This is a genomic window from Pseudomonas sp. GXZC (genome assembly GCF_026967615.1).
Taxonomy (GTDB): Bacteria; Pseudomonadota; Gammaproteobacteria; order Pseudomonadales; family Pseudomonadaceae; genus Aquipseudomonas; species Aquipseudomonas azotoformans_A.
In genome coordinates, this window is sequence record NZ_CP114115.1 from 6,931,431 (window position 1) to 6,956,683 (window position 25,253).

General features: G+C 60.8%; 19 protein-coding genes. 14 read left to right on the forward strand and 5 right to left on the reverse strand.

Annotation, left to right across the window (positions count from 1 at the left end; translation table 11 throughout):
* Positions 1 to 4: 4 nt before the first annotated feature.
* Positions 5 to 1,090 carry a 5-(carboxyamino)imidazole ribonucleotide synthase gene (locus OZ428_RS32805; protein ID WP_028618517.1) on the reverse strand — a complete coding sequence of 362 codons (1,086 nt, stop codon included), beginning with the start codon at positions 1,088 to 1,090 and terminating at the stop codon, positions 5 to 7.
* 11 nt (positions 1,091 to 1,101) lie between these two features.
* Entirely contained in the window at positions 1,102 to 1,593 is a 492-nt protein-coding gene (gene purE / locus OZ428_RS32810; protein ID WP_003176980.1) for a 5-(carboxyamino)imidazole ribonucleotide mutase, read from the reverse strand.
* Positions 1,594 to 1,977: 384 nt separating this feature from the next.
* Here purE and OZ428_RS32815 point away from each other — a divergent pair, with 384 nt between their 5' ends.
* Positions 1,978 to 3,846, forward strand: coding sequence for a reprolysin-like metallopeptidase (locus tag OZ428_RS32815; protein ID WP_269132337.1), 1,869 nt, complete (start codon positions 1,978 to 1,980; stop codon positions 3,844 to 3,846).
* A 59-nt stretch (positions 3,847 to 3,905) separates the two neighbouring features.
* Here the strand turns inward: OZ428_RS32815 and OZ428_RS32820 are convergent, their stop codons facing one another.
* Positions 3,906 to 4,817, reverse strand: coding sequence for a LysR substrate-binding domain-containing protein (locus OZ428_RS32820; RefSeq protein ID WP_133075599.1), 912 nt, complete (start codon positions 4,815 to 4,817; stop codon positions 3,906 to 3,908).
* Positions 4,818 to 4,999: 182 nt separating this feature from the next.
* Between OZ428_RS32820 and aspA the strand changes: the two genes are divergently transcribed.
* The 7 genes from aspA (at position 5,000) to OZ428_RS32855 (ending at position 17,417) form a co-directional block, all read left to right on the forward strand.
* Positions 5,000 to 6,424, forward strand: a complete 1,425-nt coding sequence (gene aspA / locus OZ428_RS32825; RefSeq protein WP_269132338.1) for an aspartate ammonia-lyase — start codon at positions 5,000 to 5,002, stop codon at positions 6,422 to 6,424.
* A 379-nt stretch (positions 6,425 to 6,803) separates the two neighbouring features.
* Entirely contained in the window at positions 6,804 to 8,249 is a 1,446-nt protein-coding gene (locus OZ428_RS32830; RefSeq protein WP_269132339.1) for an alanine/glycine:cation symporter family protein, read from the forward strand.
* Positions 8,250 to 8,326: 77 nt separating this feature from the next.
* Positions 8,327 to 9,304, forward strand: coding sequence for an asparaginase (locus OZ428_RS32835; protein WP_269132340.1), 978 nt, complete (start codon positions 8,327 to 8,329; stop codon positions 9,302 to 9,304).
* 110 nt (positions 9,305 to 9,414) lie between these two features.
* Positions 9,415 to 14,034 carry a dermonecrotic toxin domain-containing protein gene (locus OZ428_RS32840; RefSeq protein WP_269132341.1) on the forward strand — a complete coding sequence of 1,540 codons (4,620 nt, stop codon included), beginning with the start codon at positions 9,415 to 9,417 and terminating at the stop codon, positions 14,032 to 14,034.
* A gap of 62 nt (positions 14,035 to 14,096) precedes the next feature.
* A complete protein-coding gene (locus OZ428_RS32845) occupies positions 14,097 to 15,089 on the forward strand; it encodes an AraC family transcriptional regulator (protein ID WP_133075604.1) in 993 nt (330 codons plus the stop codon).
* Positions 15,090 to 15,288: 199 nt separating this feature from the next.
* Positions 15,289 to 16,329 carry a histone deacetylase family protein gene (locus OZ428_RS32850; protein WP_133075605.1) on the forward strand — a complete coding sequence of 347 codons (1,041 nt, stop codon included), beginning with the start codon at positions 15,289 to 15,291 and terminating at the stop codon, positions 16,327 to 16,329.
* Entirely contained in the window at positions 16,326 to 17,417 is a 1,092-nt protein-coding gene (locus OZ428_RS32855; RefSeq protein WP_133075606.1) for a polyamine ABC transporter substrate-binding protein, read from the forward strand. The genes OZ428_RS32850 and OZ428_RS32855 overlap by 4 nt, the downstream gene beginning before the upstream one ends.
* A gap of 132 nt (positions 17,418 to 17,549) precedes the next feature.
* Here the strand turns inward: OZ428_RS32855 and pdxR are convergent, their stop codons facing one another.
* Positions 17,550 to 19,094, reverse strand: a complete 1,545-nt coding sequence (gene pdxR / locus OZ428_RS32860; RefSeq protein WP_133075607.1) for a MocR-like pyridoxine biosynthesis transcription factor PdxR — start codon at positions 19,092 to 19,094, stop codon at positions 17,550 to 17,552.
* Positions 19,095 to 19,181: 87 nt separating this feature from the next.
* On the opposite strand from pdxR, the gene OZ428_RS32865 reads away from it, so the two are divergent.
* From OZ428_RS32865 to OZ428_RS32875, 3 genes are read left to right on the forward strand one after another with little or no spacing between them, the layout of a single operon-like run.
* Positions 19,182 to 19,820 carry an FMN-binding negative transcriptional regulator gene (locus tag OZ428_RS32865; RefSeq protein WP_133075608.1) on the forward strand — a complete coding sequence of 213 codons (639 nt, stop codon included), beginning with the start codon at positions 19,182 to 19,184 and terminating at the stop codon, positions 19,818 to 19,820.
* Complete coding sequence (locus OZ428_RS32870) at positions 19,817 to 20,263, forward strand: GNAT family N-acetyltransferase (RefSeq protein WP_133075609.1); 447 nt, start codon at positions 19,817 to 19,819, stop codon at positions 20,261 to 20,263. The genes OZ428_RS32865 and OZ428_RS32870 overlap by 4 nt, the downstream gene beginning before the upstream one ends.
* Before the next feature lie 10 nt (positions 20,264 to 20,273).
* The gene (locus OZ428_RS32875; RefSeq protein WP_269132342.1) at positions 20,274 to 20,957 is read left to right on the forward strand and encodes a GNAT family N-acetyltransferase; all 684 of its coding nucleotides are present in this window, start codon (positions 20,274 to 20,276) and stop codon (positions 20,955 to 20,957) included.
* Between the two features lie 114 nt (positions 20,958 to 21,071).
* On the opposite strand, the gene OZ428_RS32880 is transcribed toward OZ428_RS32875, so the two are convergent.
* Positions 21,072 to 21,968, reverse strand: coding sequence for a homocysteine S-methyltransferase family protein (locus tag OZ428_RS32880; RefSeq protein WP_269132343.1), 897 nt, complete (start codon positions 21,966 to 21,968; stop codon positions 21,072 to 21,074).
* Between the two features lie 113 nt (positions 21,969 to 22,081).
* On the opposite strand from OZ428_RS32880, the gene OZ428_RS32885 reads away from it, so the two are divergent.
* From OZ428_RS32885 to OZ428_RS32895, 3 genes are all read left to right on the forward strand, one after another.
* Positions 22,082 to 22,903 (forward strand): ABC transporter substrate-binding protein, encoded by an 822-nt coding sequence (locus OZ428_RS32885; RefSeq protein WP_133078417.1) that lies wholly within the window; start codon positions 22,082 to 22,084, stop codon positions 22,901 to 22,903.
* Positions 22,900 to 23,721, forward strand: a complete 822-nt coding sequence (locus tag OZ428_RS32890) for an amino acid ABC transporter permease (protein WP_133078418.1) — start codon at positions 22,900 to 22,902, stop codon at positions 23,719 to 23,721. Before OZ428_RS32885 ends, OZ428_RS32890 begins: the two co-directional genes overlap by 4 nt.
* A 190-nt stretch (positions 23,722 to 23,911) precedes the next feature.
* Complete coding sequence (locus OZ428_RS32895; RefSeq protein WP_133078419.1) at positions 23,912 to 25,195, forward strand: autotransporter outer membrane beta-barrel domain-containing protein; 1,284 nt, start codon at positions 23,912 to 23,914, stop codon at positions 25,193 to 25,195.
* The last annotated feature ends 58 nt before the right edge of the window (positions 25,196 to 25,253 follow it).

Here is a 25,253-nt window from a genome sequence, read left to right on the forward strand (position 1 = left end):
TGCCTTATTGCTCGGCGATCAGCGCTTCAACCTTGAGGATCTGCGCTTCCAATGTCGCGCGGTCCTTGCAGCGCAGGTTGGCGTGGCCTACCTTGCGCCCAGCCTTGAAGGCCTTGCCATAGTGATGCAGGTGGCAGTCATCGATGGCGATGACTTTTTCCACCGCCGGCACCGTGCCGATGAAGTTGAGCATCGCGCTCTCGCCAACCTTGGCCGTGGAGCCCAGCGGCAAGCCCGCGACCGCCCGCAGGTGGTTTTCGAACTGGCTGCACTCGGCGCCTTCGGTGGTCCAGTGCCCGGAGTTGTGCACGCGCGGGGCGATTTCGTTGGCCTTGAGGCCACCGTCGACTTCAAAGAACTCGAACGCCATCACGCCGACGTAATCCAGTTGCTTGAGCACACGGCTGGAATAATCTTCCGCCAGGGCCTGCAACGGGTGATCGGTACTGGCGACCGACAACTTGAGGATGCCGCTGTCGTGGGTGTTGTGCACCAACGGGTAGAAGCGGGTTTCGCCATCGCGGGCACGCACGGCGATCAGCGAGACTTCGCCGGTGAACGGCACGAAGCCTTCCAGCAGGCAGGCCACGCTGCCCAGCTCGGCAAAGGTGCCGACCACATCAGCGGCGGTGCGCAGGACTTTCTGGCCCTTGCCGTCGTAACCCAGGGTGCGGGTTTTCAGCACGGCCGGCAGGCCGATGCTGGCGACGGCGGCGTCCAGGTCCGCCTGGGACTGGATATCGGCGAAGGCCGGGGTCGGGATGCCCAGGTCCTTGAACATGCTTTTTTCGAACCAGCGGTCGCGGGCGATGCGCAAGGCTTCGGCGCTCGGGTACACCGGCACGAACTGCGAGAGGAAGGCCACGGTTTCGGCCGGGACGCTTTCGAATTCGAAGGTCACCAGGTCGACTTCGTCAGCCAGTTGGCGCAGGTGGTCCGGGTCGCTGTAGTCAGCCCGCAGGTGTTCACCCAACGCAGCTGCGCAAGCGTCCGGCGCCGGGTCCAGGAAAGCGAAGTTCATCCCCAGCGGGGTTCCCGCCAAGGCCAGCATGCGGCCCAATTGGCCGCCACCGATTACACCGATTTTCATCGTCAACAACCTCAGGCGATGCGTGGGTCTGGATTGTCCAGCACGCTGTCTGTCTGCTCGGCACGGAATTTTTTCAGCACCGCGTGGAACTGCGGGTGCTTGGCGCCCAGGATACTGGCGGACAGCAGCGCGGCGTTGATCGCGCCGGCTTTGCCGATCGCCAGGGTCGCCACCGGAATGCCGGCCGGCATCTGCACGATGGACAACAGCGAATCCACGCCCGAGAGCATTGCCGACTGCACCGGCACGCCCAGCACCGGCAGGTGGGTCTTGGCCGCACACATGCCTGGCAGGTGCGCCGCACCGCCGGCACCGGCGATGATCACCTCGATGCCACGGGATTCTGCTTCATCGGCATACTGGAACAGCAAATCCGGGGTGCGGTGGGCAGAGACCACTTTCACTTCATACGGAATGCCGAGTTTTTCCAGCATATCGGCGGTGTGGCTAAGGGTGGACCAATCGGACTTGGAGCCCATGATCACGCCAACCAATGCACTCATCGTCGTGCCTCTTCTCTCTGGGCGCCCGCAGGCGCGTCAAAAAACAACAAGCCACGCGGGAAATCCGGCGTGGCTTGGTGTACGAATTAAGGCCGGTTGGACCGGCCGAAGGCCGCGCAGTATACCGTAATAATGCAGATAAACAGCCCCTTGGATGACCATCTGTCTTACACGGTTAAAACACACCATCCTGTCTTGCGGGTCAACAAACCGCACCCACTCTAAAAGCAAAACATCTTCGCCTCCTTTTTGACTTTTATCCGGTAAACGGCAGACGGTTACGACAGCCCCCGATGCTTTATCGCCAAGACACCTTAAAGCAAGAATTTTATTCTATTAATGGTTTTATAAAACCCTTTAAATAGAACATTAAGGATAACAAGTATGACGCTCCCTACTCCCTCCCTTCCATCGGCTGAAAGTATCACAACAATGGAAGCGCCCTGGCCGGCATTTATATTACACGAGTTGAGCGAAAACGTAAGATATACACTGGCTGACTTCCCCGACTTCCTAACGGGTGCATTCGCATTAGTGAACCAAGCCCTCGCACCTATCCGGCACGTGGCCACGCTTGATGAAATTGCATTCACTACATCAAAATCGCTTTTAGCCGGCGCGCCAATACCGAGCGAAAATAATCTGATCGCCATTATCAATTCAATACTGTTCTTCGACTCGGCACCGACAAGCTACAACAGCGACTGCGTTTTTCTCAGCACGCGAAATCCCACGCCACACCTGCTACCAATCGATTTCCAACCTGTCCTCCATGCCGCGCTATTCAAACTTAAGGATATCCAATATTACCTGAACCAGATCGATGATTTTTGGAGCGCCCCTCATAAAGCGGTGCCGCTCACCAATAAAAACTATGTCGCCAACGCCATGGCCGCTCAATTACAGTGCGCCAGCAGCGTGAGAGCAGCGGATAACTCTCTCAACTTGGAAAGTACTTCTTTACTTTTACGCCTTGCACATTCAAACATTGTCCCCCCGGTTAGTTTCTATAAAATATCGCTTACACTGCCGGCGTCCGAACCCTCGCATAGCATTGCACTCACCGGCGCCTTTTTAATCACACTTAAACCTGAAGATCACATCGGCGATACGAATCCCTGCGTGCTGTATATGCCCCAAATCAAAATACAGCAGTTTGATTCTATTGCCATGGTGAAGGCCTATCTGACTATTTACCTTATCAATCCGCAGGTAGAAACAAATCCACTGTTCCCCTGCATCGCCTTCAGTCAGCGCGCTGCCATTGATCGCTTGATCACTGAAGGGAAATTGGATGAGCAGAACATCCGCCTGGAGAGTTTTTCAACGAGTCCATCATTCTTCAGTGACTACATCCAAACACTCATCGACCAACAAAAACAAAATATCATCCATCTGTGGTCAATAACGTATCGCGCGCCCCCACCACCAAAACACTTGCCGCACACCCTACCCCGTTATTGGATTAATCTCCAAGACTTCGATTTTTTCGGTGATACCTTAAAGAACCATGCGCTTCCTGCAATGGAGACCTGGCAAAAAAGCAAGATAACAGCAGACGTACCAGAGAACCATCAACCTGATAAACTGCCGGAGTTAGCTCCCCCACCCATCGCCGAGAGCACGCCAACGTCATTGCAACCGATAAAAATTCACATCATTCTTCACCAGGATCTGGAACTTAATATTTGGAATTTCTTATCAGACCTTTATTTTAAAAGCGCCCTCACAATACACACCTTCGAGTCAATAAAAAAAGATTACCTCTCTTGGGTGGTTGATGAAATTGAACAGCTTTCAAATCGCAAAGTTGAGCTAATAGAAATAACCAAAGAAGCTGCACCCGAACTGCACACATTCAAATACCAGCTAAGCACCCCTGAAGAGTCCAGCAAGCAATGGCAGAATGCGGTGTCTAAATACTTAGAAAATATATCGCAAACTACGTCTCCCCTCGACAAGTTCATTCTGCTCACTCGCCACATCCCTATCCCCGGTAAAGCGCTGGGATTCGCCAATAGCATTGGAGGCCAATTTGCAATTGCAACACTCCAAAGTTACAGAGTAGCCGCACATGAAATAGGCCACATGCTGGGTGCGAACCATGACGCAGCAGAGATCATCTACGAGGGTTGGTGGAGCGAGACAACCATGAGTTCACCAGACGCATTCACAATCTTTCGCCTCAATGCCTATCGCTTCAGTGACAAAAACAGAGAAGCCATCAGAACTTACCTCAGCCAGTTTGATTGATTAATCGCGATTACCCATCCGAACAAAGGTGAAGGCCCTACCCATCGGTCTTCACCTTTTCAAACTGCTGGACTCGCCGCGCCACCCTCCAACTTGCGCCACAGCAACCGCACATTAGCCTTGCGTACCAACGCACAGCGATACAGACGAATCTCCAACGGCACATGCCATTGCGGGCCGCCGCACACCACCAGCTCACCGCGCGCCAGTTCTGCGCGCACACTCAGTTGTGGCACCCAGGCGATACCCAGGCCCTCCAAGGCCATGCTCTTGAGGCTGTCGGCCATGGCGGTTTCGTACACGGTGGTGAAGCGCAATGCGCGCTGGCGCAGCAGCAGATGTACCGAACGGCCAAGAAACGCACCGGCACTGTAGGCCAAAAGTGGCACGCTGCCCTCGCCTTCCAGATCGAACAACGGCTTGCCGTCGGCATCGGCGGCGCACACCGGGAGCATTTCGGTGTTGCCCAGGTGCAGGGAAGGGAAGATTTCCGCATCCATCTGCATCGCCGCGTCCGGGTCGTAGAACGCCAGCATCAAGTCACAACCGCCTTCGCGCAGAGCGTGCACCGCGTCGCCGACGTTGGTGGCGACCAGCCGCGTGGCAATGTTCAGCCCCTCATTGCGCAGTTGCGCGATCCAGCGCGGGAAGAAGCCCAACGCCAGGGAGTGAGCGGCCGCCACCTGCATGACCTCGCCCTGCCCGCCTTCCAGATGATGCAAATGGCGCAAGACTTCACCCAGCTGTTCGACCACAGTACGCGCCGTCACCAGAAACAACTGCCCCGCCGCCGTCAGCTCGACCGGCGTACGCGAGCGGTTGACCAGCGTCAAACCCAGCGCGGCTTCGAGGCTGCGAATACGTCGGCTAAAGGCCGGCTGGGTCACGAAGCGCCGCTCTGCCGCCTGGGAAAAACTGCGGGTCGCCGCCAGGGCGCTGAAGTCTTCCAGCCACTTGCTCTCAAGATTCATCACTTCCTCCCACAGGTACGCACCATTTTGGCACACACGCCCGCCATGATAACGGGGTCACAGCCACATTATGCCGTTTGTGCATAGGCCAGCGGTTAACAGCATTGGCCCAAAAACTTCTACAAGCCTAGCATTCGCAGCGTTCCGGCCAGTTCCGGGTCCTTATTGAGATGATTTCCGTCATGTCCTCCGCTGCATCATTCCGCTCAGAAAAAGACCTGCTTGGCGTACTCGACGTACCCGCTCAAGCGTATTACGGCATCCAGACCCTGCGAGCGGTGAATAACTTCCGCCTCTCGGGCGTTCCGATTTCGCATTACCCGAAATTGGTGGTCGGCCTGGCAATGGTCAAACAAGCAGCCGCTGACGCCAACCGCGAGCTGGGCCAGCTCAGCGAAGCCAAGCACGCTGCCATCAGCGAAGCCTGTGCCCGTCTGATCCGCGGCGATTTTCACGAAGAGTTCGTGGTGGACATGATTCAAGGCGGCGCCGGCACTTCAACCAATATGAATGCCAACGAAGTCATCGCCAACATCGCGTTGGAGGCCATGGGCCACAACAAGGGCGAATACCAATACCTGCATCCCAACAATGACGTGAACATGGCGCAGTCGACCAACGACGCCTACCCCACCGCGATCCGTCTGGGTCTGCTGCTGGGCCACGACGCGCTGCTGGCCAGCCTCGACAGCCTGATCCAGGCCTTCGCCGCCAAAGGCGTCGAGTTCGGCCATGTGCTGAAAATGGGCCGCACCCAATTGCAAGACGCCGTGCCGATGACCCTCGGCCAGGAATTCCGCGCCTTCGCCACCACCCTGAGCGAAGACCTGGCCCGCCTGAAAACCCTGGCGCCAGAGCTGTTGACCGAAGTGAACCTAGGCGGCACCGCCATCGGCACCGGCATCAACGCCGACCCGCGCTATCAGGCACTGGCCGTGCAACGCCTGGCCACTATCAGCGGCCAGCCGCTGGTGCCGGCCGCCGACCTGATCGAAGCCACCTCCGACATGGGCGCCTTCGTGCTGTTCTCCGGCATGCTCAAGCGTACCGCCGTAAAGCTGTCGAAGATCTGCAACGACCTGCGCCTGCTGTCCAGCGGCCCACGTACCGGCATCAACGAGATCAACCTGCCGGCCCGTCAGCCAGGCAGCTCGATCATGCCCGGCAAGGTTAACCCGGTGATCCCGGAAGCCGTGAACCAGGTGGCATTCCAAGTGATCGGCAACGACCTGGCCCTGACCATGGCAGCCGAAGGCGGCCAACTGCAACTGAACGTGATGGAGCCGCTGATCGCCTTCAAGATCTTCGATTCGATCCGCCTGCTGCAACGCGCCATGGACATGCTGCGCGAGCACTGCATCGTCGGCATCACCGCCAACGAAGCGCGCTGCCGCGAACTGGTCGAGCACTCCATCGGCCTGGTCACTGCACTGAACCCGTACATCGGCTATGAGAACGCCACCCGCATCGCCCGTATCGCTCTTGAAAGCGGCCGTGGCGTGCTGGAATTGGTGCGTGAAGAAGGCTTGCTCGACGACGCCATGCTCGACGACATCCTGCGCCCCGAAAACATGATTGCCCCACGCTTGGTTCCCCTGAAGGCCTAAGCGTTTGTTGCACCGCTCACCAGGTTGAGGGACTAGACACCTCTCACCTTTTGAGGGCCTGAAGGCTCGTTCTTCAGGCCCTTTTTTTTGCCTCAAGGTTGTGAAATGACGCCCATAAAAAATCCAATATCGCCCTGCATGCCCACCTCCGTGCTGAAACCTTTAATCGCCTCGGGCAGACGGATCATGTTCGCCTAGGTATAGTGCCGCCCCTCTTCGCGTCAGAGATCGTCGGTAACGAGGTCCTGGACAGCGCGAAACCGCATGAATAACAACCCGCAAAAGGATTGGGGTCGAACTGCCGCGCACTGCCTGGTGCCATGCGGCGTGGTCGGACCGTCCTGCGTTTGCCATTAGAAAAATCAGCGAGGAACACTCCATGCTCGAAGTCATCAACGACTTCCTCTCAGGGAAAGTACTGATCGTGCTCATTGTCGGGCTCGGCGGTTATTTCACGATTCGCTCGCGTTTCGTTCAACTGCGTCACTTTTTCCACATGTTCTCGGTGTTCAAAGACAGCCTGAAAAGCAGCTCCGACCAACTCAGCTCGTTCCAGGCGCTGATGCTCAGCCTGGCTGGCCGCGTGGGTGCCGGTAACATCGCCGGCGTCGGCATTGCCGTGACCCTGGGTGGCCCCGGTGCCGTGTTCTGGATGTGGGTCACCGCATTGGTGGGCATGTCGTCGAGCTTCATCGAGTGCTCCCTCGGCCAGTTGTACAAGCGCACTGACGCAGAAGGCACCTACCGTGGTGGTCCGGCGTATTACATTCAGCACGGCTTGCAGAAGCGCTGGCTGGGTATGGTCATGGCCTTCCTGTTGCTGGTGACCTTCGGTTTTGCCTTCAACGGCCTGCAAGCCCACGCCGTGACCCACTCGCTGAACAACGCCTTTGGCCTGGACACCACCTACACCGGCCTCGCGCTGGCTGTGCTGTTGGGCCTGGTGTTCATCGGCGGGATCAAGCGTATTGCTTCGATTGCCGACCTGCTGGTGCCAGTCAAGACCCTGGTCTACATCGCCGTGACCCTGTACGTGATCGTGCTGCAATTCGACCACGTTCCGGCCATGCTCGCGACCATCGTCAAGAGCGCTTTCGGCCTCGACCAAGCCTTCGGTGGCCTGGTGGGCAGTGCGATCATCATGGGCGTGAAGCGCGGCGTGTTCGCCAACGAAGCAGGTCTGGGCAGTGCGCCTAACGTGGCGGCGGTGGCTTCTGTAGAGCACCCGATTGCCCAGGGCGTGGTCCAGGCGTTCAGCGTGTTCCTCGACACCTTCGTGATCTGCACCTGCACCGCGCTGCTGATCCTGCTCTCCGGTTTCTACACCCCAGGCTTTGAAGGCGACGGCATTGCCCTGACCCAGAACTCCCTGGCCGCTGTAGTGGGCGACTGGGGCCGCATGTTCATCTCCGTGGCCCTGGCGTTGTTCGTGTTCACCTCGATCATGTACAACTACTACCTCGGCGAGAGCAACCTGCGCTTCCTGGTGGGCAACAACCGCAAGGTGCTGATGGGATACCGCGCGCTGGTGCTGGTGCTGATTTTCTGGGGTTCCATCGAGAACCTGAGCACCGTGTTCGCCTTCGCCGACATCACCATGACCATGCTTGCCTTCGTCAACCTGTTCGCCCTGGCGTTCCTGTTCAAGATCGCCATGCGCATCCTGAATGACTACGACAACCAGCGCGCGGCAGGCATCAAGACGCCGGTGTTCGACTCCAGCCAGTTCCCTGACCTGGACCTGGACCGCAAGGCCTGGCCGGCCAATCCGGTAAAACCGGAAACGGCGCCATCGGCAGAGCTGAACGCGCAAACGCAACGCTGAAACGCTAAGCAGTGACACGCCGCCCGGCCTTGGGCATGCTCTGGGCCCGGCGGCGTTTTTCGTTCAGGAGAATCTCAATGTCAGCATCCAACAACGTGATGGTGCTCTACACCGGCGGTACCATCGGCATGCAGGCCAGCGCCAATGGCCTGGCTCCGGCTTCCGGCTTCGAAGCCCGTATGCGCGAGCAGCTTGACGGTCAGGCACTACCTGCCTGGCGCTTCCAGGAAATGGCCCCGCTGATCGACAGCGCCAACATGACTCCCGCCTACTGGCAGCGCCTGCGCACCGCCGTGGTCGAGGCCGTTGATGAGGGCTGCGATGGCGTGCTGATCCTGCACGGCACCGACACCCTGGCCTACAGCGCGGCGGCCATGAGCTTCCAACTGTTGGGCCTGCCGGCGCCGGTGGTGTTCACCGGTTCCATGCTGCCGGCCGGCGTGCCGGACAGCGACGCCTGGGAAAATGTCAGCGGCGCGTTGCAGGCGTTGGGCGCAGGCCTGGCGCCGGGTGTGCACCTGTACTTCCACGGCGCCATGATGGCGCCCACCCGCTGCGCGAAAATCCGCAGCTTCGGCCGCAACCCGTTCGCCGCGCTGAACCGCCAGGGCGGCGCGACCCGTGCCGAGTCCATTCCCCAAGCCCTGGATTTCCGCCAGCCCAAAGCCCTGGCCAACGTCGGCGTACTGCCGCTGGTACCGGGCATCGGCGCGGCCCACCTGGATGCCATGATCGGCAGCGGCATCCAGGCACTGATCCTCGAATGCTTCGGCAGCGGCACCGGGCCGAGCGACAACCCGCCATTCCTCGCCAGCCTGCAACAGGCGCAGGACCAAGGGATTGTGGTCGTGGCAATCACCCAATGCCATGAAGGCGGCGTGGAGCTGGATGTCTACGAAGCCGGCAGCCGCCTGCGCGGCGTCGGTGTGTTGTCCGGTGGCGGCATGACCCGTGAAGCGGCGTTCGGCAAGCTCAACGCACTGCTCGGCGCCGGGCTCGACAGCCAGGAAGTGCGCCGCCTGGTGGAACTCGACCTGTGCGGCGAACTGCGCTGAACAGCCAACCTACATAAGCACCACCGCGCCTGGCATACGGCTTTCTAGCATGACAACACCCCAGACCTCCCCTGGGGCCGTTGCCATTCTTCCGCCTGCCAGGACGCGCCATGACCACACCCCCTTCCACCGACGCCCATAAAAACCTCACCGACACGCTCGTCACGCAAATGTCCACCGGCCCTGCGTTTCGCGAAGTGGCCGCCACGCTGCTGCGCGAGCAATTAAAGGACCTGTACCCCACCCTCGACATCGACCCGAACGTGACCATGGTGGGCACCCCGCTCTGGGGGATTGACGATGGTCACGTCGTCCCCGTCGACCGCCATTACCAGGCGCTTACCGATATTCTCGCCGCCCAGGCCGTGCTGGCAGTGCCTGCGTTGTACATCGAAGGCGAGCACTTCCTGACCCAACTGCCGATCATCGAGCCGGCGGTGCACCTTCCGGTGCGCATCCTCGACATCGCCCGCCTCATCAACACGCTGGCACCTGTGATGTTGCGCGCTTATCAACAGGCCCAGATGGAGTACTGGAACAATTCGGAGGCCGATAGCGGCCCGCGCTGGCACGCGCTGTCCACAACCCTGCGCGATTTCTGGAACGTACAGCAGGCCACCGGCTTGAGCGACGACGATTGCGAAATGGCACGCCAGCTATACCGCACGCCGGACTACGCCCAACGCAGCCTCAGTGACCCGCAGGCCGTGAGGGCCTACGTGATAGATATCGACCAAGTCGACGACGACGGTAAGGCGACTCACCTGGACGAGCATCTGATCAGCGTCTTGATCAGCAAGCGAAACGGCCATGAGGTGATCCTCACCCATTCACTGCTCGGGAATTTCAAGAAATACACCAGCCTTGAGCAACTGGGCCAGGACCTGCCGCAACTGTTGAGCAACGCATTGGGGCACATAAAAATCCAGTGGCGCCTGGTGGAACCCGACGGCGATTTTTTCGACTACCTGGCTTGCGCCTTTATCAGCCTCCAGATCACCGCCATTGGCTGCATCAGCTTTGCTGACTTGCGTGAGCCGGGCGCCTCCCAACAAAGCCTGACACAAGCGCCAACGCCTCAAGCCACGCTCAGTGAGGCCGACTTGCAGCAGTACGTGGCGGCCCTGCCTGACTGGCTGACCGATGCTTCAGCCTCAGACCAGGACGCCTTCTCACGCCACCTCAAAGACCTCGCGACGTTGCACAGCTTGAATCGGGGCAAGAGCTATCAAGACGGCATAAGCCCGATCCAGCAATACACCCTGGACCAACTTAACGCCGAGATGCTCAAGGATCACCCCAAAGCCTCGACGAAGTGGTTGGGAGACCTTGAAATCGTGGTGCGCAGCCCCGTGATCTGGGGCCTGTTCCCGGTGCCAGGACAGTTCGACACCTTCCGTTTCAGCCTGACCGAGCTAGCCTTGCAGAACCTGATCGCCCTGCCCCAGGGCATCAAAACCCTGCGTCAGCGCAACCCGAAGGCATTACCTGCCTGGCTGACCCTCGACTACCTGGAGAGCCTGATCAGCCGCGTAGACATCGGCAACACCTACCCGGCCCTGGTCAAGACAATCTTGCTGGATGATCCCCTGGAGTCTGCGCGCCGGCAGTTGCTCTACACCCAGCATTTGCGCATTCAACTGCCGCTGTTGGCCCTGCAATGCAAGATCCGCGACGAAGGCGGGGTCAATGAACAAGGCTATCGCTACATCAGCGCACTGATGCAGGCCGCCCCCGCCGACCGCCTGGTGGATGGCCAGACAATCGTCATCCGCCCGCTGGCCTTTGTGCCGACCCGGCGGCTGGACGCCACCCCGGACGTGGTCGCCAACATGTTCGTGATCGGCCCGCAAAACATGGCCGCCGGCCCTTGCTTGCTCTACCGCCCACTGCTCGACAAACCACTGTCGCAATTTCCGTCACCGAACAATCTGCTCTACGCCCTGCAGCAGTCGATAAGCCTGCGCGAATCCGTATTGGCCTGGCTGCCCGACAAAACCCGCGATGACTATGCCCAGTTCGTATTCCCCAACGACCTGCCTTCGCCATGGGCAGTCGCCACATTCGTACTGGATCCGCTCAAGGCGTTAGAAATGAGCGGGCCAGTGAAACTGAGCCAGAGCGCCGTAACCGGCGATCTGTTCGCCACCCTGTACAACGCCAATGCCAATGCCCTGGTGACCCTGGCTGACCGGCAATCGGTATCCAATGCCGAGGCACGCTGGGCCACGTTCAAGCGCATCGGCTGGGCAATCTTCAACGCCGCCCTGCCGTTTCTGGGGCGCATCACGGGCACGGCGGCCTGGATCTGGCAGATCATGGAACAACTGCAAGACGTGGTCGACGCCAAGGCACACCCCGAGCAGGCGTCACCCTGGGCGGCCCTCGCCGACCTGCTGCTGAATATCGGCATGGCCATCACATTGCACTGCGTGACCCACCGTTCGCCGGGCCTGGCAAAAAGAGAAAAGCCTTTGCCGATAGCGCGTCCTCAACCGCCCTCCCGGCTGAAACCGGAAATTGTCAGCAAGCTTGCGACGGTCAGCTCCGACACCCTGGGCCCCCACGACCGCCCCCTGCATATCAGTGGCGCGGTCAACCGTACACCGGCGCGACTGGCCACCGTGCTGGACAGTTTCAAAGTGACCAAACCCGGCACTCTCGGCGCCGTCAACGACAAGGAAGGGCCCGATCAGCATCTGTATCGCGGCGGGCAACACTGGTATGCGCCCGTGGGTAAACGCTGGTTCCAGGTGCTGGTGGATGAAAACGATACCGTCTTGATTGCCGACCCCACCCGCCCCGAGCGCACTGGCCCACCCTTGATCCACAACAGCCAAGGCCAGTGGTTTGTCGATACGCGCCTGCGCCTGCGCGGTGGTGGCCCCAAGCTCATGACCCAGAAGGCCCGGGATCTGGCCAAGAAAAAAGCCGATGAACTGCGCGAGCAACTCAAGACCTTCGAAAACCGCAAAAAAGCCGCACAGGGGGAGTTGCAACAGGCTCGCCGTGAATTGGACGAAGGCGCCTCCGCGTCGATCGATCCCCTTCGGCGCAGCTACATACGGACCCTGGAGACCCAGCGCACGGAATACGAGTCGGCCCTGCAACTGCTCAAGGAGATGAACATTCACGAGCCCAGCGCCGAATACGCGCCAAAGGCCCTGAGCTACCTTAAGGTCCAGACCAAAATGACCCAGGCGGCGATCGCCGAAATCCTCGTCAGCTTCACGCCTAAATGGCGCACCGTGTACGAACAGCTGCAACACTCGACCGAAACCGTGCAAAAGCGCGCGGTTGAAGACTTCCGCGACATGCGCGACCTGACCGGCAGGCTCCTCGTTCAGTTGGAGTACATGCACGGCCGCTTCACGGAACTCAAAGGCCTGGGCAGAGACGGCGCGCTGATCTTGAGCACCCTGAAAGGCGCAATGCCGGTCTATACACCCGACTTCCTCAGAGCAATCCGTATTACGCTCAACCGCAACCTGTGCATGCCCAAGTACACGTTCACCACCGAACCTGCCGCCTGGACGGAACTGGATCGGATCATCGACGCGGCCGACATCGCCGTTCAATGTTTGCAAGACACACTGATGGAGAGCAGTGACCGGCGGCTGGACGAACGCATTGATACCCTGAGCAGCCTGATCGAGCAGTTTCAATTGATTGACGAACGTTTGCAGGATTTCCCCACGGAATTCTCAGAGAACGCCATCACCGATCAGTTGCTTGAAGTGCGTGGAGAATTGACTGAATTCCAGCGGCGCGCCGTCAAAAACCTGGGTGTACTGAGTGCGCAAAGAGGTTTGTTCAGAAGCCGCCCCACCCCGCCGTCGACCCCGCCACGCCCGTCGAAGCAGTTTATCCATACGCGTTACCACGGCCTGCTGATCGGCGAGCCGCGCCTGAGCAGTGTCGGCCTGGAAACCGGTCTGGTGGATATTCGCTCGCCGCTGACCCAGCAGGTCCTGTCCACTTACCATGAGAAACCCAAAGGAACCTGGGTGTTGCGCGAGCGAACCCCGCCCCCATCCAGAGAGCCGGTGGTATTGGACGTACAAGTCAGTATCAACCAGGGCCAGGCATTGCTGGACGGGTTACCGGCTTTCCTGGCACGGGCCAAAACCCACGCCAATAAGGCCGACCGTGCGCCTTTCGGCATTGAATACCTGTACCACCAGCATGCCCGGCAACTGGAACAGGCCATCAGCACCATCGAACAAGCGCTGACACAGCGCAACATCACCGAAAGCGATACCTTGTCGACCTCTGCCAGCACGGTGACCAAAGCCCTCGACGCGGCCCTGGCCGACCTCAACCAACAGAGCAATCAGCTGGTGCAGAGAACGCTCAAGGCCTACCCGCCCACCGTGTCAGGGATTGAATGGCTCAAACATCACAACGTGATCACGATCAAAAAGACCCAGGCTCGGCGCCGAATCAAAGGCGCCAAGCCGGACTACCTGGATGAATACACCATCATCGACCGCGGCAATGACAAGGTGCTTTGGTACGCGCATTTTCACTACAGTACCGATTGGACGCCGGACAAAACCTACCTGTCTGCCCGGCTGAAAACCCCGGCGGAGCACGCTCTGGGCACCTCCGCCGATTCGCTGAAAGGCCTGGACCGCAAGCAGACCATCGCGTTCTACCGCAGCGAAATCAGCCTGGAAAAAGCCCGTGAGTTGTTTTTCGAGCGGCCACAATCCACGTCAGGCACCTGATTGCAGCACGTGACGGCATGCAACTTGCTGCGCCACCGCAACCCCTTGGCGCTGGTCTCTCCATGTTGCATTCACACCTGACCACCCTCAATGCCGTGTCCCTGGTCCTGACTACCTTCCAGGACCAGGGCCTGGCGAGCGACGTGTTGCTGGCCGGCAGCGGCATTGGCCTGGCCGACCTGCGCCACGCCGACACACGCATCACCACCTGCCAGGAGATGCGCGTGTGCGCCAATGCCGTGGCCTTGCGCCAGGACATCGGCCTGGAACTGGGCCAGCGCATGCATGTGTCGAGCTATGGCTTGCTCGGTTATGCGCTGCTGACCAGTGCCACCTTAGGTGACGCTTTGCGCCTGGCGTTGCGCTACCCGGCGCTGTTGGGAACACTTTTCGAGCTGAGCCTGGTGGAAGACGGCCAGCAGGTCTGGCTGACCGCGGGTGACTATCGGGAAGACCCGACGCTGGCGGCGTTCAATGTCGAGTTCTGCCTGGTGTCGATGAAAGTCATCTGTGACGATTTGCTTGGCCGCGCCCTGCCCTTGCGTGAAGCTCGCTTCGACTACGCGGCGCCGGATTACCACGCCTGTTATGCCGAACGGTTCGACTGCCCGTTGCAATTCCAGGCCCCGGCCAACGGGTTTGCCTTCGCCCGTGAGTGGCTGCAACAACCTTTACCCCTGGCGGATGCCATCACCCACCGCGCCATGGCCGAGCGTTGCCGCAAGCAAAACTCCGAGTTCACTGGGCGCCAGGCCTGGCTCAACCGCGTGCGTCAGTTGCTCGCCGATCAGTTGCACGCGGCGCCGGGCGTCGAAGGCTTGGCGGCACAAATGAACTGCTCGCCGCGCACCCTGCGGCGGCACTTGCACGCGCTGGGGTGCAGCTATCAGCAATTGCTCGACGAGCTGCGCTTCGAGCAGGCCAAGCAGTGGCTGGCTGAGGATCGACTGCCCATTTACCGAATCGCCGAACAATTGGGTTACAGCGAAACCGCGAGTTTTCGCCATGCGTTTGTGCGCTGGAGTGGGGTGGCGCCACAGCAATTTCGGGCTTGAGTGTCCTGGCGATGCGGGTATCCGGGATGCAGTTCACACCGCATCGATACTTTCGCGGGCAAGCCCGCTCCCACAGGAAGGGCGAATTACGGTCAACGTCATTGGCCGCATTTATCCCCTTCTGGCCGCTCCTGCCATTCTCTTGAATCCCCCGCGACGCAACACTGGCAAGCACAACAACGAGCCTGCGGGAGCCCCCATGCTGACGATCTACTCCGACGATCACCACCTGCACCACGGACGCTGCGAGCTGATGGACGGGCAACTGATGCCCTGCTTCGAAATGCCATCGCGCGCCGACCATGTGCTGCAACGCGTCAAGGACCGCGACCTCGGCCCGGTGCAGGCGCCGCAGGATTTCGGCCTGGCGCCGCTGCAACGCATCCACAGCCGCGACTACCTCGACTTCTTCAAAGGCGCCTGGGCGCGCTGGACCGAATACGGCAAGGACGGCGACCTGCTGCCCTACACCTGGCCCGCCCGCACCCTGCGCCGGGTATTGCCCACCAGCCTGCACGGCCAGCTCGGCTACTACAGCTTCGACGGCGGCGCACCGATCACCGCCGGCACCTGGCAAGCCGCCTACAGCGCGGCGCAAGTGGCGCTCACTGCACAACAGGCGATCCAACAGGGCGCCCACAGCGCCTTCGCCCTTTGCCGGCCACCGGGGCACCACGCCGCAGGCGACTTGATGGGCGGTTATTGCTACCTCAACAACGCCGCCATCGCGGCCCAGGCGTTCCTCGACCAGGGCCACAGCAAGGTTGCGATCATCGACGTGGACTACCACCACGGCAACGGCACCCAGTCGATCTTCTACGAACGCAGCGACGTGCTGTTCACCTCGATCCACGGCCACCCGGAGGCGGAGTTCCCGTTCTTCCTCGGCTATGCCGATGAGCTGGGCGAAGGCGCAGGCGTTGGTTTCAACTTCAACTACCCTTTGCCCGCCGGCTCCGGTTGGGATCGGTGGAGCGCAGCCCTCGATGAAGCGTGCGAGCAAACCGAACGCTACAACGCCGACATCATCGTGGTGTCCCTGGGCGTCGACACCTTCAAGGACGACCCCATCTCGCAATTCAAGCTCGACAGCCCCGACTACCTGGCCATGGGCCGGCGCCTCGCGCGCCTGGGCAAACCGACGCTGTTCGTGATGGAAGGCGGTTACGCGGTAGAAGAAATCGGCATCAACGCCGTCAACGTGCTCGAAGGTTTCGAACAACAAGGAGCTACCCGATGAAGCTGCTCACCACCCTCGCCCTCTGCGCCGCTGTCGTGAGCGGCACAGCCCAGGCCGAACAGAAACCCCTCAAGGTCTACAACTGGTTCGACTACATCACGCCCAAGGCGCTGGAAGATTTCAAGGCGCAGAACCCGCAGATCAAACTGGTGTACGACATCTTCGACACCAACGAAGCCCTGGAAGCCAAGCTGCTCACCGGCAACTCCGGCTATGACGTGGTGGTGCCGTCCAACGTGTTCCTCGCCAAGCAGATCGAAGCCGGCGTGTTCCAGCCCCTGGACCGCAGCCAACTGCCCAACTGGAACCACCTCGACCCCAAGCTGATGAAGCTGATCGAGGCCAACGACCCGGGCAACAAATTCGCCGTGCCCTACATGTACGGCACCATCCTGATCGGCTTCAACCCGGACAAGGTCAAGGCGGTGCTGGGAGCGAACGCGCCGGTGGACAGCTGGGACCTGATCTTCAAGGAAGAGAACATCAGCAAGCTCAAGCAATGCGGCGTGGCCTTGCTCGATTCACCGTCGGAGATCCTGCCGCTGGCCCTGCAACACCTGGGCCTGGACCCCAACAGCAGCAACCCCAAGGACTACGTCAAGGCTGAAGCGCTGTTGATGAAGATCCGCCCGTACATCACCTACTTCCACTCCTCCAAGTACATGGCCGATATCGCCAATGGCGACATCTGCGTGGCCGTGGGTTACTCGGGCAGCTTCTCCCAGGCCGCCAACCGCGCCAAGGAAGCCAAGAACGGCGTGACCGTGGACATGCGCCTGCCCAAGGAAGGCGCGCCGATCTGGTTCGACATGCTCGCCATCCCCAAAGGCGCGCAGAACCCACAGGACGCCTACACCTTTATCAACTACCTGCTGCAACCCCAGGTGATCGCGCCGATCAGCGACTTCGTCGGCTACCCCAACCCGAACAAGGACGCCACCGAGCAAGTGGACCCGGCGATCCGCAACAACCCCAACCTGTACCCGACCGAGGCGGCGATGGCCACGTTGTATACGTTGAAGCCGCTGGGGCGGGATGCGGAACGGGCGCGCACGCGCGCCTGGACCAAGATCAAATCCGGCACCTGATGAGCGAACACCGTACCTGTGGCGAGGGAGCTTGCTCCCGCTGGGCCGCGCAGCGGCCCCAAAAAGCCTGGGAGCGCTTCGCACTCCAGCGGGAGCAAGCTCCCTCGCCACAGATTGCTTTTTTGCTCTGAACTAACTGGCAATACGCCAAGCCTGGCGCAACCGCGCCAGCGCCTCGGCGATGTCAGCTTCAGGCACTGCCGCAAAACCCAGCACCAGGCCGGCACGCTGGTCCTCGGGCATGGTCGATTGCGCCAGCCAATAGCTGCTCAAACCGTTGATCTCGACTCCCGCCGCGTGAGCCTGCGCCAGCAACTGCTGCTCACGGGCCAGGCTATCCACCCGCACCGTCATGTGCAGCCCCGCCGCAACGTTGGGCAGTTCACCCATACCGGGCAAGCCGCTAGGCCAGCCAGCGAGTAACGCATTGCGCCGGCTCAACGCCGCACGACGCATGCGGCGGATGTGCCGCTGGAAGTGCCCCGCCGCCATGAACTCGGCCATTACCGCCTGGGTGCTGACTTCGGAGTGGCGCATGTCCACGGCACGCCGGCGAGAAAACGCATCCACCAACCCCGGCGGCAACACCAGGTAGCCCAGGCGCAACGCCGGAAACGCCACCTTGCCGAACGTGCCGACGTAGAGCACCCGGCCACTGCGATCCAGCGCCGCCAACGGTGATAGCGGCGCGCCGCTGTAGCGGTACTCGCCGTCGTAGTCGTCCTCGATGATCCACCCCCCCGCGCGCTCGGCCCAGGCCAGCAATTCCAGGCGCCGCGCCAGGCTCATCACCACGCCCAGCGGATACTGGTGGGACGGGGTGACATAGGCCACACGGCAGTCCTCCAGGGTGTTGAGCACCTGGCAGTTGATGCCCTCGGCGTCCACCGGCACGCCGTGCAATTTCCCCCCGGCCAGGGCGAACGCATGGCCTGCCGCGCGGTAGCCCGGGTTTTCCACAGCGACGCCGTCGCCGGGCTCCACCAGCAACTGTGCACAAAGGCTAATCGCTTGCTGTGCGCCACTGGTGATCACAATTTGTTCAGCCGCGCACTGCATGCCCCGCGAGCTGCGCAAATAAGCCGCGATCAAACTGCGCAGCCGCGCGTCCCCCGCCGGGTCGCCGTAACACAGCTGTTCCAGGTCGGGCTTGCGCCAGAAAGCCCCATTCAGCTTGGCCCATACTTCAAACGGGAACAGGTCGAATGCCGGCACACCCACACGAAAAGCCCGTGGCGGTCCCGCCGGAGGCTGCGACAAATGGTGGGTTTTTATCCGCGCCAAACCGCCGCTGTGGATAACTTCATTGTCCAGATCCTCCGGTAAATTCGACCATTTTGTGGATAAGGCTGGGGATAAGCCTGTGTGTAACCCTGTGGATACTTTTGTGGATAGTTTTTTTGCCGTGGGCAGTTGCGCCACATAAGTGCCATCACCGACCCGACTTTCGGTAAAGCCTTCGGCATACAGCTGATCGTAGGCACGCACCACGCTGTTGCGCGAGATCGACAACGCCGCCGCCAAGTCACGGCTGGCGGGCAAGCGCGTACCGCTGACCAGCCGTCCATCCAGCACGCGTTGGCGCAAGGCTTCGTACAGCTGGCGCGTCAGCCCCTGACGGCGATCCAGCTCGATTCCTGCAGGGTTGAACGACAGTGGCGGCGTGATGGGCGACATATTGGACCTATGAAATGGGTGCCAGATGGCTCTTTCAACGAGCCATTAGCCTGCCTAGGATGCAGGCATTCGCCAAGGAATATTTCCATGTACATACCCCGCGCCTTTGCCCTCGATGACTTGCCCGAACTGCATCAGTTGATCCAGCACACCCGCCTGGCGCAGCTGGTGACCTTTGGCGAACAGGGCCTGCTGGCCAGCCATTTGCCGCTGCTGCTCCACCCCGATGAAGGCCCGAATGGCACGCTGCACGGGCACCTGTCCAAGGCCAACCCGCAATGGAAAGACCTGCAGAACGGCAGCGAAGCCCTGGTGATTTTTGCCGGCGCCGACGCCTACATCAGCCCGGCGTTCTACCCGGCCAAGGCCGAGCACGGCAAAGTCGTGCCCACCTGGAACTACACCGCCGTACACGCCTACGGCACGGCCGACGTGTTCACCGATGCCGAGCGTTTGCTCGCACTGGTCAGCGCCCTCACCGACCGGCATGAAGGCAACCGCGCCGAGCCGTGGAAAGTCAGCGACGCACCAGCCGACTACATTGACGGCATGCTCAAGGCCATCGTCGGCTTTGCCCTGCCGATGGAGCGCCTGATCGGCAAGCGCAAGCTCAGCCAAAACCGAAGCCCCGCCGACATGGCTGGCGTGCGCGCAGGCCTGGCCGCCAGCCCGGACGTGCGCGACCAGGCCCTCGGCCAATTGATTCCCCAAGGAGTTGCGCAATGAGCCAGATCGATATCCGCCCCGTCACCGCCGACGACCACGCCGCGTGGTTGCCGCTGTGGCAGGCGTACCTTAAGTTCTACAACACCGAGCTGCCGGACGCGGTCAGCCAAAGCACCTGGCAGCGCCTGATCGACGCCCATGAGCCGACCCACTCGGCGCTGGCCTGGCAGGACGGCAAGGCAGTGGGCATGGTCAACTTCATCTATCACCGCTCCAACTGGAGCATCGAGAACTCCTGCTACCTGCAGGATCTGCTGGTAGACCCGAGCCAACGCGGCACCGGCGTGGGCCGCAAGCTGATCGAATTCGTCTACGCCACCGCCAAGGCCGACGGTTGCTGCAAGGTCCACTGGCTAACCCACGAGACCAACGCCACCGCGATCCAGCTGTACGAACGCATCGCCGAACGCCCAGGTTTCATCCAATTTCGCAAAGGTCTTTAAGGAGCGCAGCATGTCCACTTCCCTCGCCGACTGGAAAGGCGTCCCCGCGCCGACGGTGCAACTGCTTGAAGGACGCTTTATCCGCCTGGAAAAACTCGACCCGGCGCGTCATGGCGACGATCTGTTCCAGGCACTCCAAGGCCCTGGCGCCGACCCCAAGCTGTGGGACTACCTGCCTTACGGACCTTTCCCCGAGCGCAGCGCATTCAATGAATGGCTCAACAACCACGAGGCCCACAACGACCCGTACTTTTTCAGCGTGATCGACCGCGCGACCGGCCAGGTGCAAGGCATCCTCAGCCTGATGTCCATCGTGCCCGAGCAAGGCCGCATCGAAATCGGCCACGTGACCTTTGGCGCACCGATGCAACGCTCGCCGAAAAGCACCGAGGCGGTGTACCTGCTGGCCAAGCATGCCTTTGAGCAGGGTTATCGGCGCCTGGAGTGGAAGTGCAACAACGCCAATGGCCGTTCCAAGTACGCGGCAGAACGGTTGGGGTTCAGCTTCGAGGGCGTGTTCCGCCAGCACACGGTGGTGAAGGGCAAGAACCGCGATACGGCGTGGTATTCGATTATCGACGCGGAATGGCCGACGGTTGGGGCGGGGTTTGAGGAATGGTTGTCGCAAGGCAACCAGACGGAATCGGGCCAATTAAAAACCCTGGCCGAGTGCCGCCTCCCAGCCAACACCTAACCCCTGTGGGAGCGGGCTTGCCCGCGATGGCGGTGTGTCAGCTTGCACATCGGGTACTGACACACCGCCATCGCAGGCAAGCCAGCTCCCACATTTGGATTTGTATTGGTTCTACTACCGAAGCTTCTGCGCCAACACCGCAATATGCTCCGGCCCAATCCCGCAGCAACCACCCAGATGGCTGGCACCACGCGCCTGCCAATCCGCTGCCCAATGCAAATAGCCCGGTGGATCCAAATCATCGCGCAACGGGTCCAAACCATCGTTGGCCGTCGCTTCCTTGGGTTGCGGCGGAAACGCGTTGGCATAAGCGCCCACTTCAATCTGCACGCCCAACCGCGCGAACGTCTGGCGCGCTGCATCAATCGCATCGCCGATCACTTCGGGCTGGCTGCAATTGAACAGCAGCACCTGCACACCCAACTGCGCCGCCGCTTCAGCCGCGTCCGCCACCGGCTCGCCGGAGCGCAGGCGCGGTACGTCGTCGGTGTCTTCATCCTTCAACGTAAACGACAGCCAGAACGGTTTGCCGTCTTCTGGCAGCCCGGCCTGAATGGCGCGGGCTTCGGCGATGGAACTCTGGGTTTCCGCCAGCCACAGGTCGACAAACGGCGCCAGGCCTTGCACCAGCGGCGTCAGCAACTCGGCGACGCGCTGCGGCTCGAACAGGTCAGGACGGTACGAGCCAAACAGCGGTGGCAGCGAGCCTGCCACCCGTACGGCCTGGCCGGAAGCGTCCACGGCACGCCGCGCCAATTCACCGGCCAGCGCCGCCAGGGCCTGGCCTTCGGCGGCGAAGCGCGCCTCGCCAATGTGGAATGGCACCACCGCGTAGCTGTTGCTGGTGATGACGTTCGCGCCACTTTCGATATAAGCCGTGTGCACCGCTTCCACCGCCTGCGGCGCTTCGCTCAACGCCAGCGCCGACCATTCCGGCTGCCGGAACGGCGCGCCGCGGCGTTGCAGTTCACGGCCCATGCCGCCATCGAGAATTACTGTTGCGTTGGCCATATGCTTTTTACTCATAAGCTTATGAAAATAACTCACTATGAGAGTCGTTCTTATAACTATTTAATACGTTCAATTCTGTTCATAACAACTGTTTTTTTACGTGGGTGCGACTCGTGAAACTAAAACCGCTGCTGGCCCTGGGCCTGACGATTCTGGCTGCTTCCACTCAAGCCTTCGGCGGTGCCACGCTGGACCGGGTCGAAAAGAAGAAAGAACTGGTGGGCGTCCTGATGGAAAGCTACCCACCGTTCTCATTCCTCAATGAACAAAACCAGCTCGATGGTTTCGACGTCGATGTGGCCAAGGCCGTGGCGCACAAGCTCGGCGTGAAGCTGCGCCTGGAAACCCCGTCCTGGGACGTGATCGCCGCCGGCCACTGGAGCGGGCGCTACGATATCTGCATCTGCTCCATGACCCCGAGCAAGGCCCGCGCCGAGGTGTTCGATTTCCCGGTGGAGTACTACGCGTCGCCTGCGGTGATCGTGGTCAACGCCACGGACGACCGCATCCACAGCGCCAAGGACTTGAGCGGCAAGAAAGTCGGCCTCACCAGCGCCTCCAGCTATGAAAGCTACCTGAACAAAAACCTGGTGATCGAAGGCGCCGAGGACACCCAGTTGCAGTACCCGTTCGAGAACGTGCAGATCGCCCCGTACGACACCGACAACGTCGCCTTCCAGGACCTCGGCCTCGGCGCTGGCAAGCGCCTGGACGCGATCCTCACCAACCTGGTCACCGCCCAACCGCGCCTGAACGAAGACCAGCGCTTCAAGCTCGCCGGCGAAGCGCTGTATTCGGAACCCAACTCGGTGGCCATCGAGAAAGGCGACCCACAGTGGGACAGCAAGGTGCGTGAAGTCTTCGCCCAGCTGAAACAGGACGGCACCCTCAGCCAGCTGTCGCAAAAATGGATCGGCGCCGATATCAGCCAATGACTGCTTTTCCGACTCCTCCAAAGCCGCCGGTGATCAAGCCACGGCTGTTTGGCTTTCGCACGCGGCTCTACCTGACCTGGGCCGCACTGCTCTGCCTGTTCGCCAGTTTCTTCCTGAGCTTTGACCTGAAGTTCTCGATCATCCTCGACAAGCTGCCCAACCTGGTCGGCCTGCACCTGGCGCCCAACGGCTTCCTGCAAGGCGCGGCGCTGACGTTGTTCCTGTGCCTGTGTTCCATCGTGATTTCGTCGGTGCTGGGTTTCGTCACCGCGCTGGGACGCCTGTCGAGAAGCGCCGTGGCCTTTGGCATCGCCAGCTTCTACGCGTCGTTCTTTCGCGGCACGCCGCTGCTGATCCAGATCCTGCTGATCTACCTTGGCCTGCCGCAGTTGGGTTTGGTGCCGGGCGCGATCGTCGCCGGGATCATCGCGCTGTCGCTGAACTACGGCGCTTACCTGAGCGAAATCTTCCGCGCCGGCATCCTCGGCGTCGCCCACGGCCAACGCGAAGCCGCCCTGGCGCTGGGCATGCGCAACAGTGCGATCTTCTGGCACGTGACCCTGCCCCAGGCCATGCGCACCATCATCCCGCCAGCGACCAACCAGTTCATCTCGATGCTCAAGGACTCGTCGCTGATCTCGGTGATGGGCGTGTGGGAAGTGATGTTTTTGGCGCAATCCTACGGCCGGTCGAGCTATCGCTATATCGAGATGCTGACCACCGCCGCGATCATTTACTGGGTGCTGTCCCTCGGACTGGAACTGATCCAGGCGCGGATGGAGCGGCATTATGGCAAGGGGTATGTGCGCCGTAGCTGATGTTCAGTTGTAATGGCGGTGCAGTTTGACCACGCCCATTTGCATGCGAGCAACTGCAATAAAATGCAGACCCTATTTGAAACGCGCGCCAATACAGACAACTCCCGCAAACCAGGAGCCCTTGTCCTGACAGTTATCCCCCCACCATCTCGCTAAATTCCCGACCTCATCCACAAGAGGTCGGGAATTCATGCCCATAACACCCCGCAGAATCGTACTGTTCATCAGCCTTGCGGTTGCCGCCAGCCTCCAGCCCGCCAATGCCCGCGGCGACATGGAGGAAGCGTCCTACCAGTATCAACTCTTCGATCCGTTTGATCCCGATTGGACCTTTGCCCCCTACCGCCCGGCCATTCCCGCCGCCGGTCACCTGACTGGGCAGGCTACTTCCTACAACGGCTTGCAGGTGGCAAAGGTGCTGGAGCCCGCGTTGGCTCGCCTGCTGGAATCAGGCCAACTGACCTCTGAGCAGATCAAGGCATTGGAAAAACTAAACGCCGAACTTGCGCAGCAACCAAATGGCTTCGGCGCGGCCCTCGAACAGTTGGCCGGCAGCCAGAACGCGAACCTGGCGGCTGCGACCCAGAACACTACCCAGCAACTCAGCAGCCGCGTGCTCTCGACCCTGCGCGAACTGCCCACCGACACTGATGGTCACTTCTGGGTCAAAAACCTCGGCAGTGAAGGCGGCCTCGACAGCCAGCGCGGCACCGCCGGCCTGAACACGTCCAACCAGGGCGTGCTCATGGGCGCAGACTGGGCCGTTGATAGTGCGTGGCGGGTCGGAGTGCTGGGGGCCAAATCCAGCAGCCGTTTTGACACCCGACGCTTTGCCGCCGACCTGGACAGCTGGCACCTGGGCGGCTACGCCGTGCGCCAAGACGGCCCATTGGCGCTGCGCCTGGGGGCGATCTACAGCAGCCATGCCGGGCAGAACCGGCGCGGCGTCGAGATCCTCAGCTACAAGGACACGCTCAAGGGCAGCTACAACGCCACAGGCCAAAATGTGTTCGGTGAAGCGGGCTACCAACTGGGCACTGGCAGCCTGAGTATCGAGCCGTTTGCCGGGCTTGGTTACCAGCGCTACAGCCGGGACAGTTTCAAGGAACAGGGTGGGCGGGCTGCGCTGAATGTCGGCGCACAAACCCAGCAAAACCTGAGCAGCACCTTTGGCCTGCGCCTGGCCAAGCAGATTCGGTTCGATAACCAGATGAGCCTCACGCCACACCTGAGCGCAGGCTGGAAACACCTCTACGGTGACATTGATAGCCAGGTGCGCCAATCCTTTCGCCAGGGCGGCATAGACGACTTCACCATCCAGGGCACATCCCTGGACCGCAATAGCCTCAACCTGCAAGCCGGGCTGGACCTCGCACTCTCGAGCCAACACACCGTCGGCCTGGCCTACATCGGCGAAAACGGCAGCAACAGCAGCAACCAGGGCCTGATGGGGCAATGGCGGATGCGGTTCTGACCTCTGGACGCGGAGCGTCCGGGGCGGCGTTCCCACGCGGAGCGTGGGAACGAGCGGG

What these genes read in the sequence shown, in the direction of transcription:
- pdxR (WP_133075607.1), bottom strand. Translation starts at nt 19,094, where the DNA reads ATGTCGCCCATCACGCCGCCACTGTCGTTCAACCCTGCAGGAATCGAG.
- OZ428_RS32835 (WP_269132340.1), top strand. Translation starts at nt 8,327, where the DNA reads ATGTCAGCATCCAACAACGTGATGGTGCTCTACACCGGCGGTACCATC.
- OZ428_RS32840 (WP_269132341.1), top strand. Translation starts at nt 9,415, where the DNA reads ATGACCACACCCCCTTCCACCGACGCCCATAAAAACCTCACCGACACG.
- OZ428_RS32805 (WP_028618517.1), bottom strand. Translation starts at nt 1,090, where the DNA reads ATGAAAATCGGTGTAATCGGTGGCGGCCAATTGGGCCGCATGCTGGCC.
- OZ428_RS32815 (WP_269132337.1), top strand. Translation starts at nt 1,978, where the DNA reads ATGACGCTCCCTACTCCCTCCCTTCCATCGGCTGAAAGTATCACAACA.
- OZ428_RS32820 (WP_133075599.1), bottom strand. Translation starts at nt 4,817, where the DNA reads ATGAATCTTGAGAGCAAGTGGCTGGAAGACTTCAGCGCCCTGGCGGCG.
- OZ428_RS32895 (WP_133078419.1), top strand. Translation starts at nt 23,912, where the DNA reads ATGCCCATAACACCCCGCAGAATCGTACTGTTCATCAGCCTTGCGGTT.
- OZ428_RS32870 (WP_133075609.1), top strand. Translation starts at nt 19,817, where the DNA reads ATGAGCCAGATCGATATCCGCCCCGTCACCGCCGACGACCACGCCGCG.
- OZ428_RS32850 (WP_133075605.1), top strand. Translation starts at nt 15,289, where the DNA reads ATGCTGACGATCTACTCCGACGATCACCACCTGCACCACGGACGCTGC.
- OZ428_RS32830 (WP_269132339.1), top strand. Translation starts at nt 6,804, where the DNA reads ATGCTCGAAGTCATCAACGACTTCCTCTCAGGGAAAGTACTGATCGTG.
- OZ428_RS32865 (WP_133075608.1), top strand. Translation starts at nt 19,182, where the DNA reads ATGTACATACCCCGCGCCTTTGCCCTCGATGACTTGCCCGAACTGCAT.
- OZ428_RS32880 (WP_269132343.1), bottom strand. Translation starts at nt 21,968, where the DNA reads ATGGCCAACGCAACAGTAATTCTCGATGGCGGCATGGGCCGTGAACTG.
- OZ428_RS32855 (WP_133075606.1), top strand. Translation starts at nt 16,326, where the DNA reads ATGAAGCTGCTCACCACCCTCGCCCTCTGCGCCGCTGTCGTGAGCGGC.
- OZ428_RS32890 (WP_133078418.1), top strand. Translation starts at nt 22,900, where the DNA reads ATGACTGCTTTTCCGACTCCTCCAAAGCCGCCGGTGATCAAGCCACGG.
- purE (WP_003176980.1), bottom strand. Translation starts at nt 1,593, where the DNA reads ATGAGTGCATTGGTTGGCGTGATCATGGGCTCCAAGTCCGATTGGTCC.
- OZ428_RS32875 (WP_269132342.1), top strand. Translation starts at nt 20,274, where the DNA reads ATGTCCACTTCCCTCGCCGACTGGAAAGGCGTCCCCGCGCCGACGGTG.
- aspA (WP_269132338.1), top strand. Translation starts at nt 5,000, where the DNA reads ATGTCCTCCGCTGCATCATTCCGCTCAGAAAAAGACCTGCTTGGCGTA.
- OZ428_RS32845 (WP_133075604.1), top strand. Translation starts at nt 14,097, where the DNA reads ATGTTGCATTCACACCTGACCACCCTCAATGCCGTGTCCCTGGTCCTG.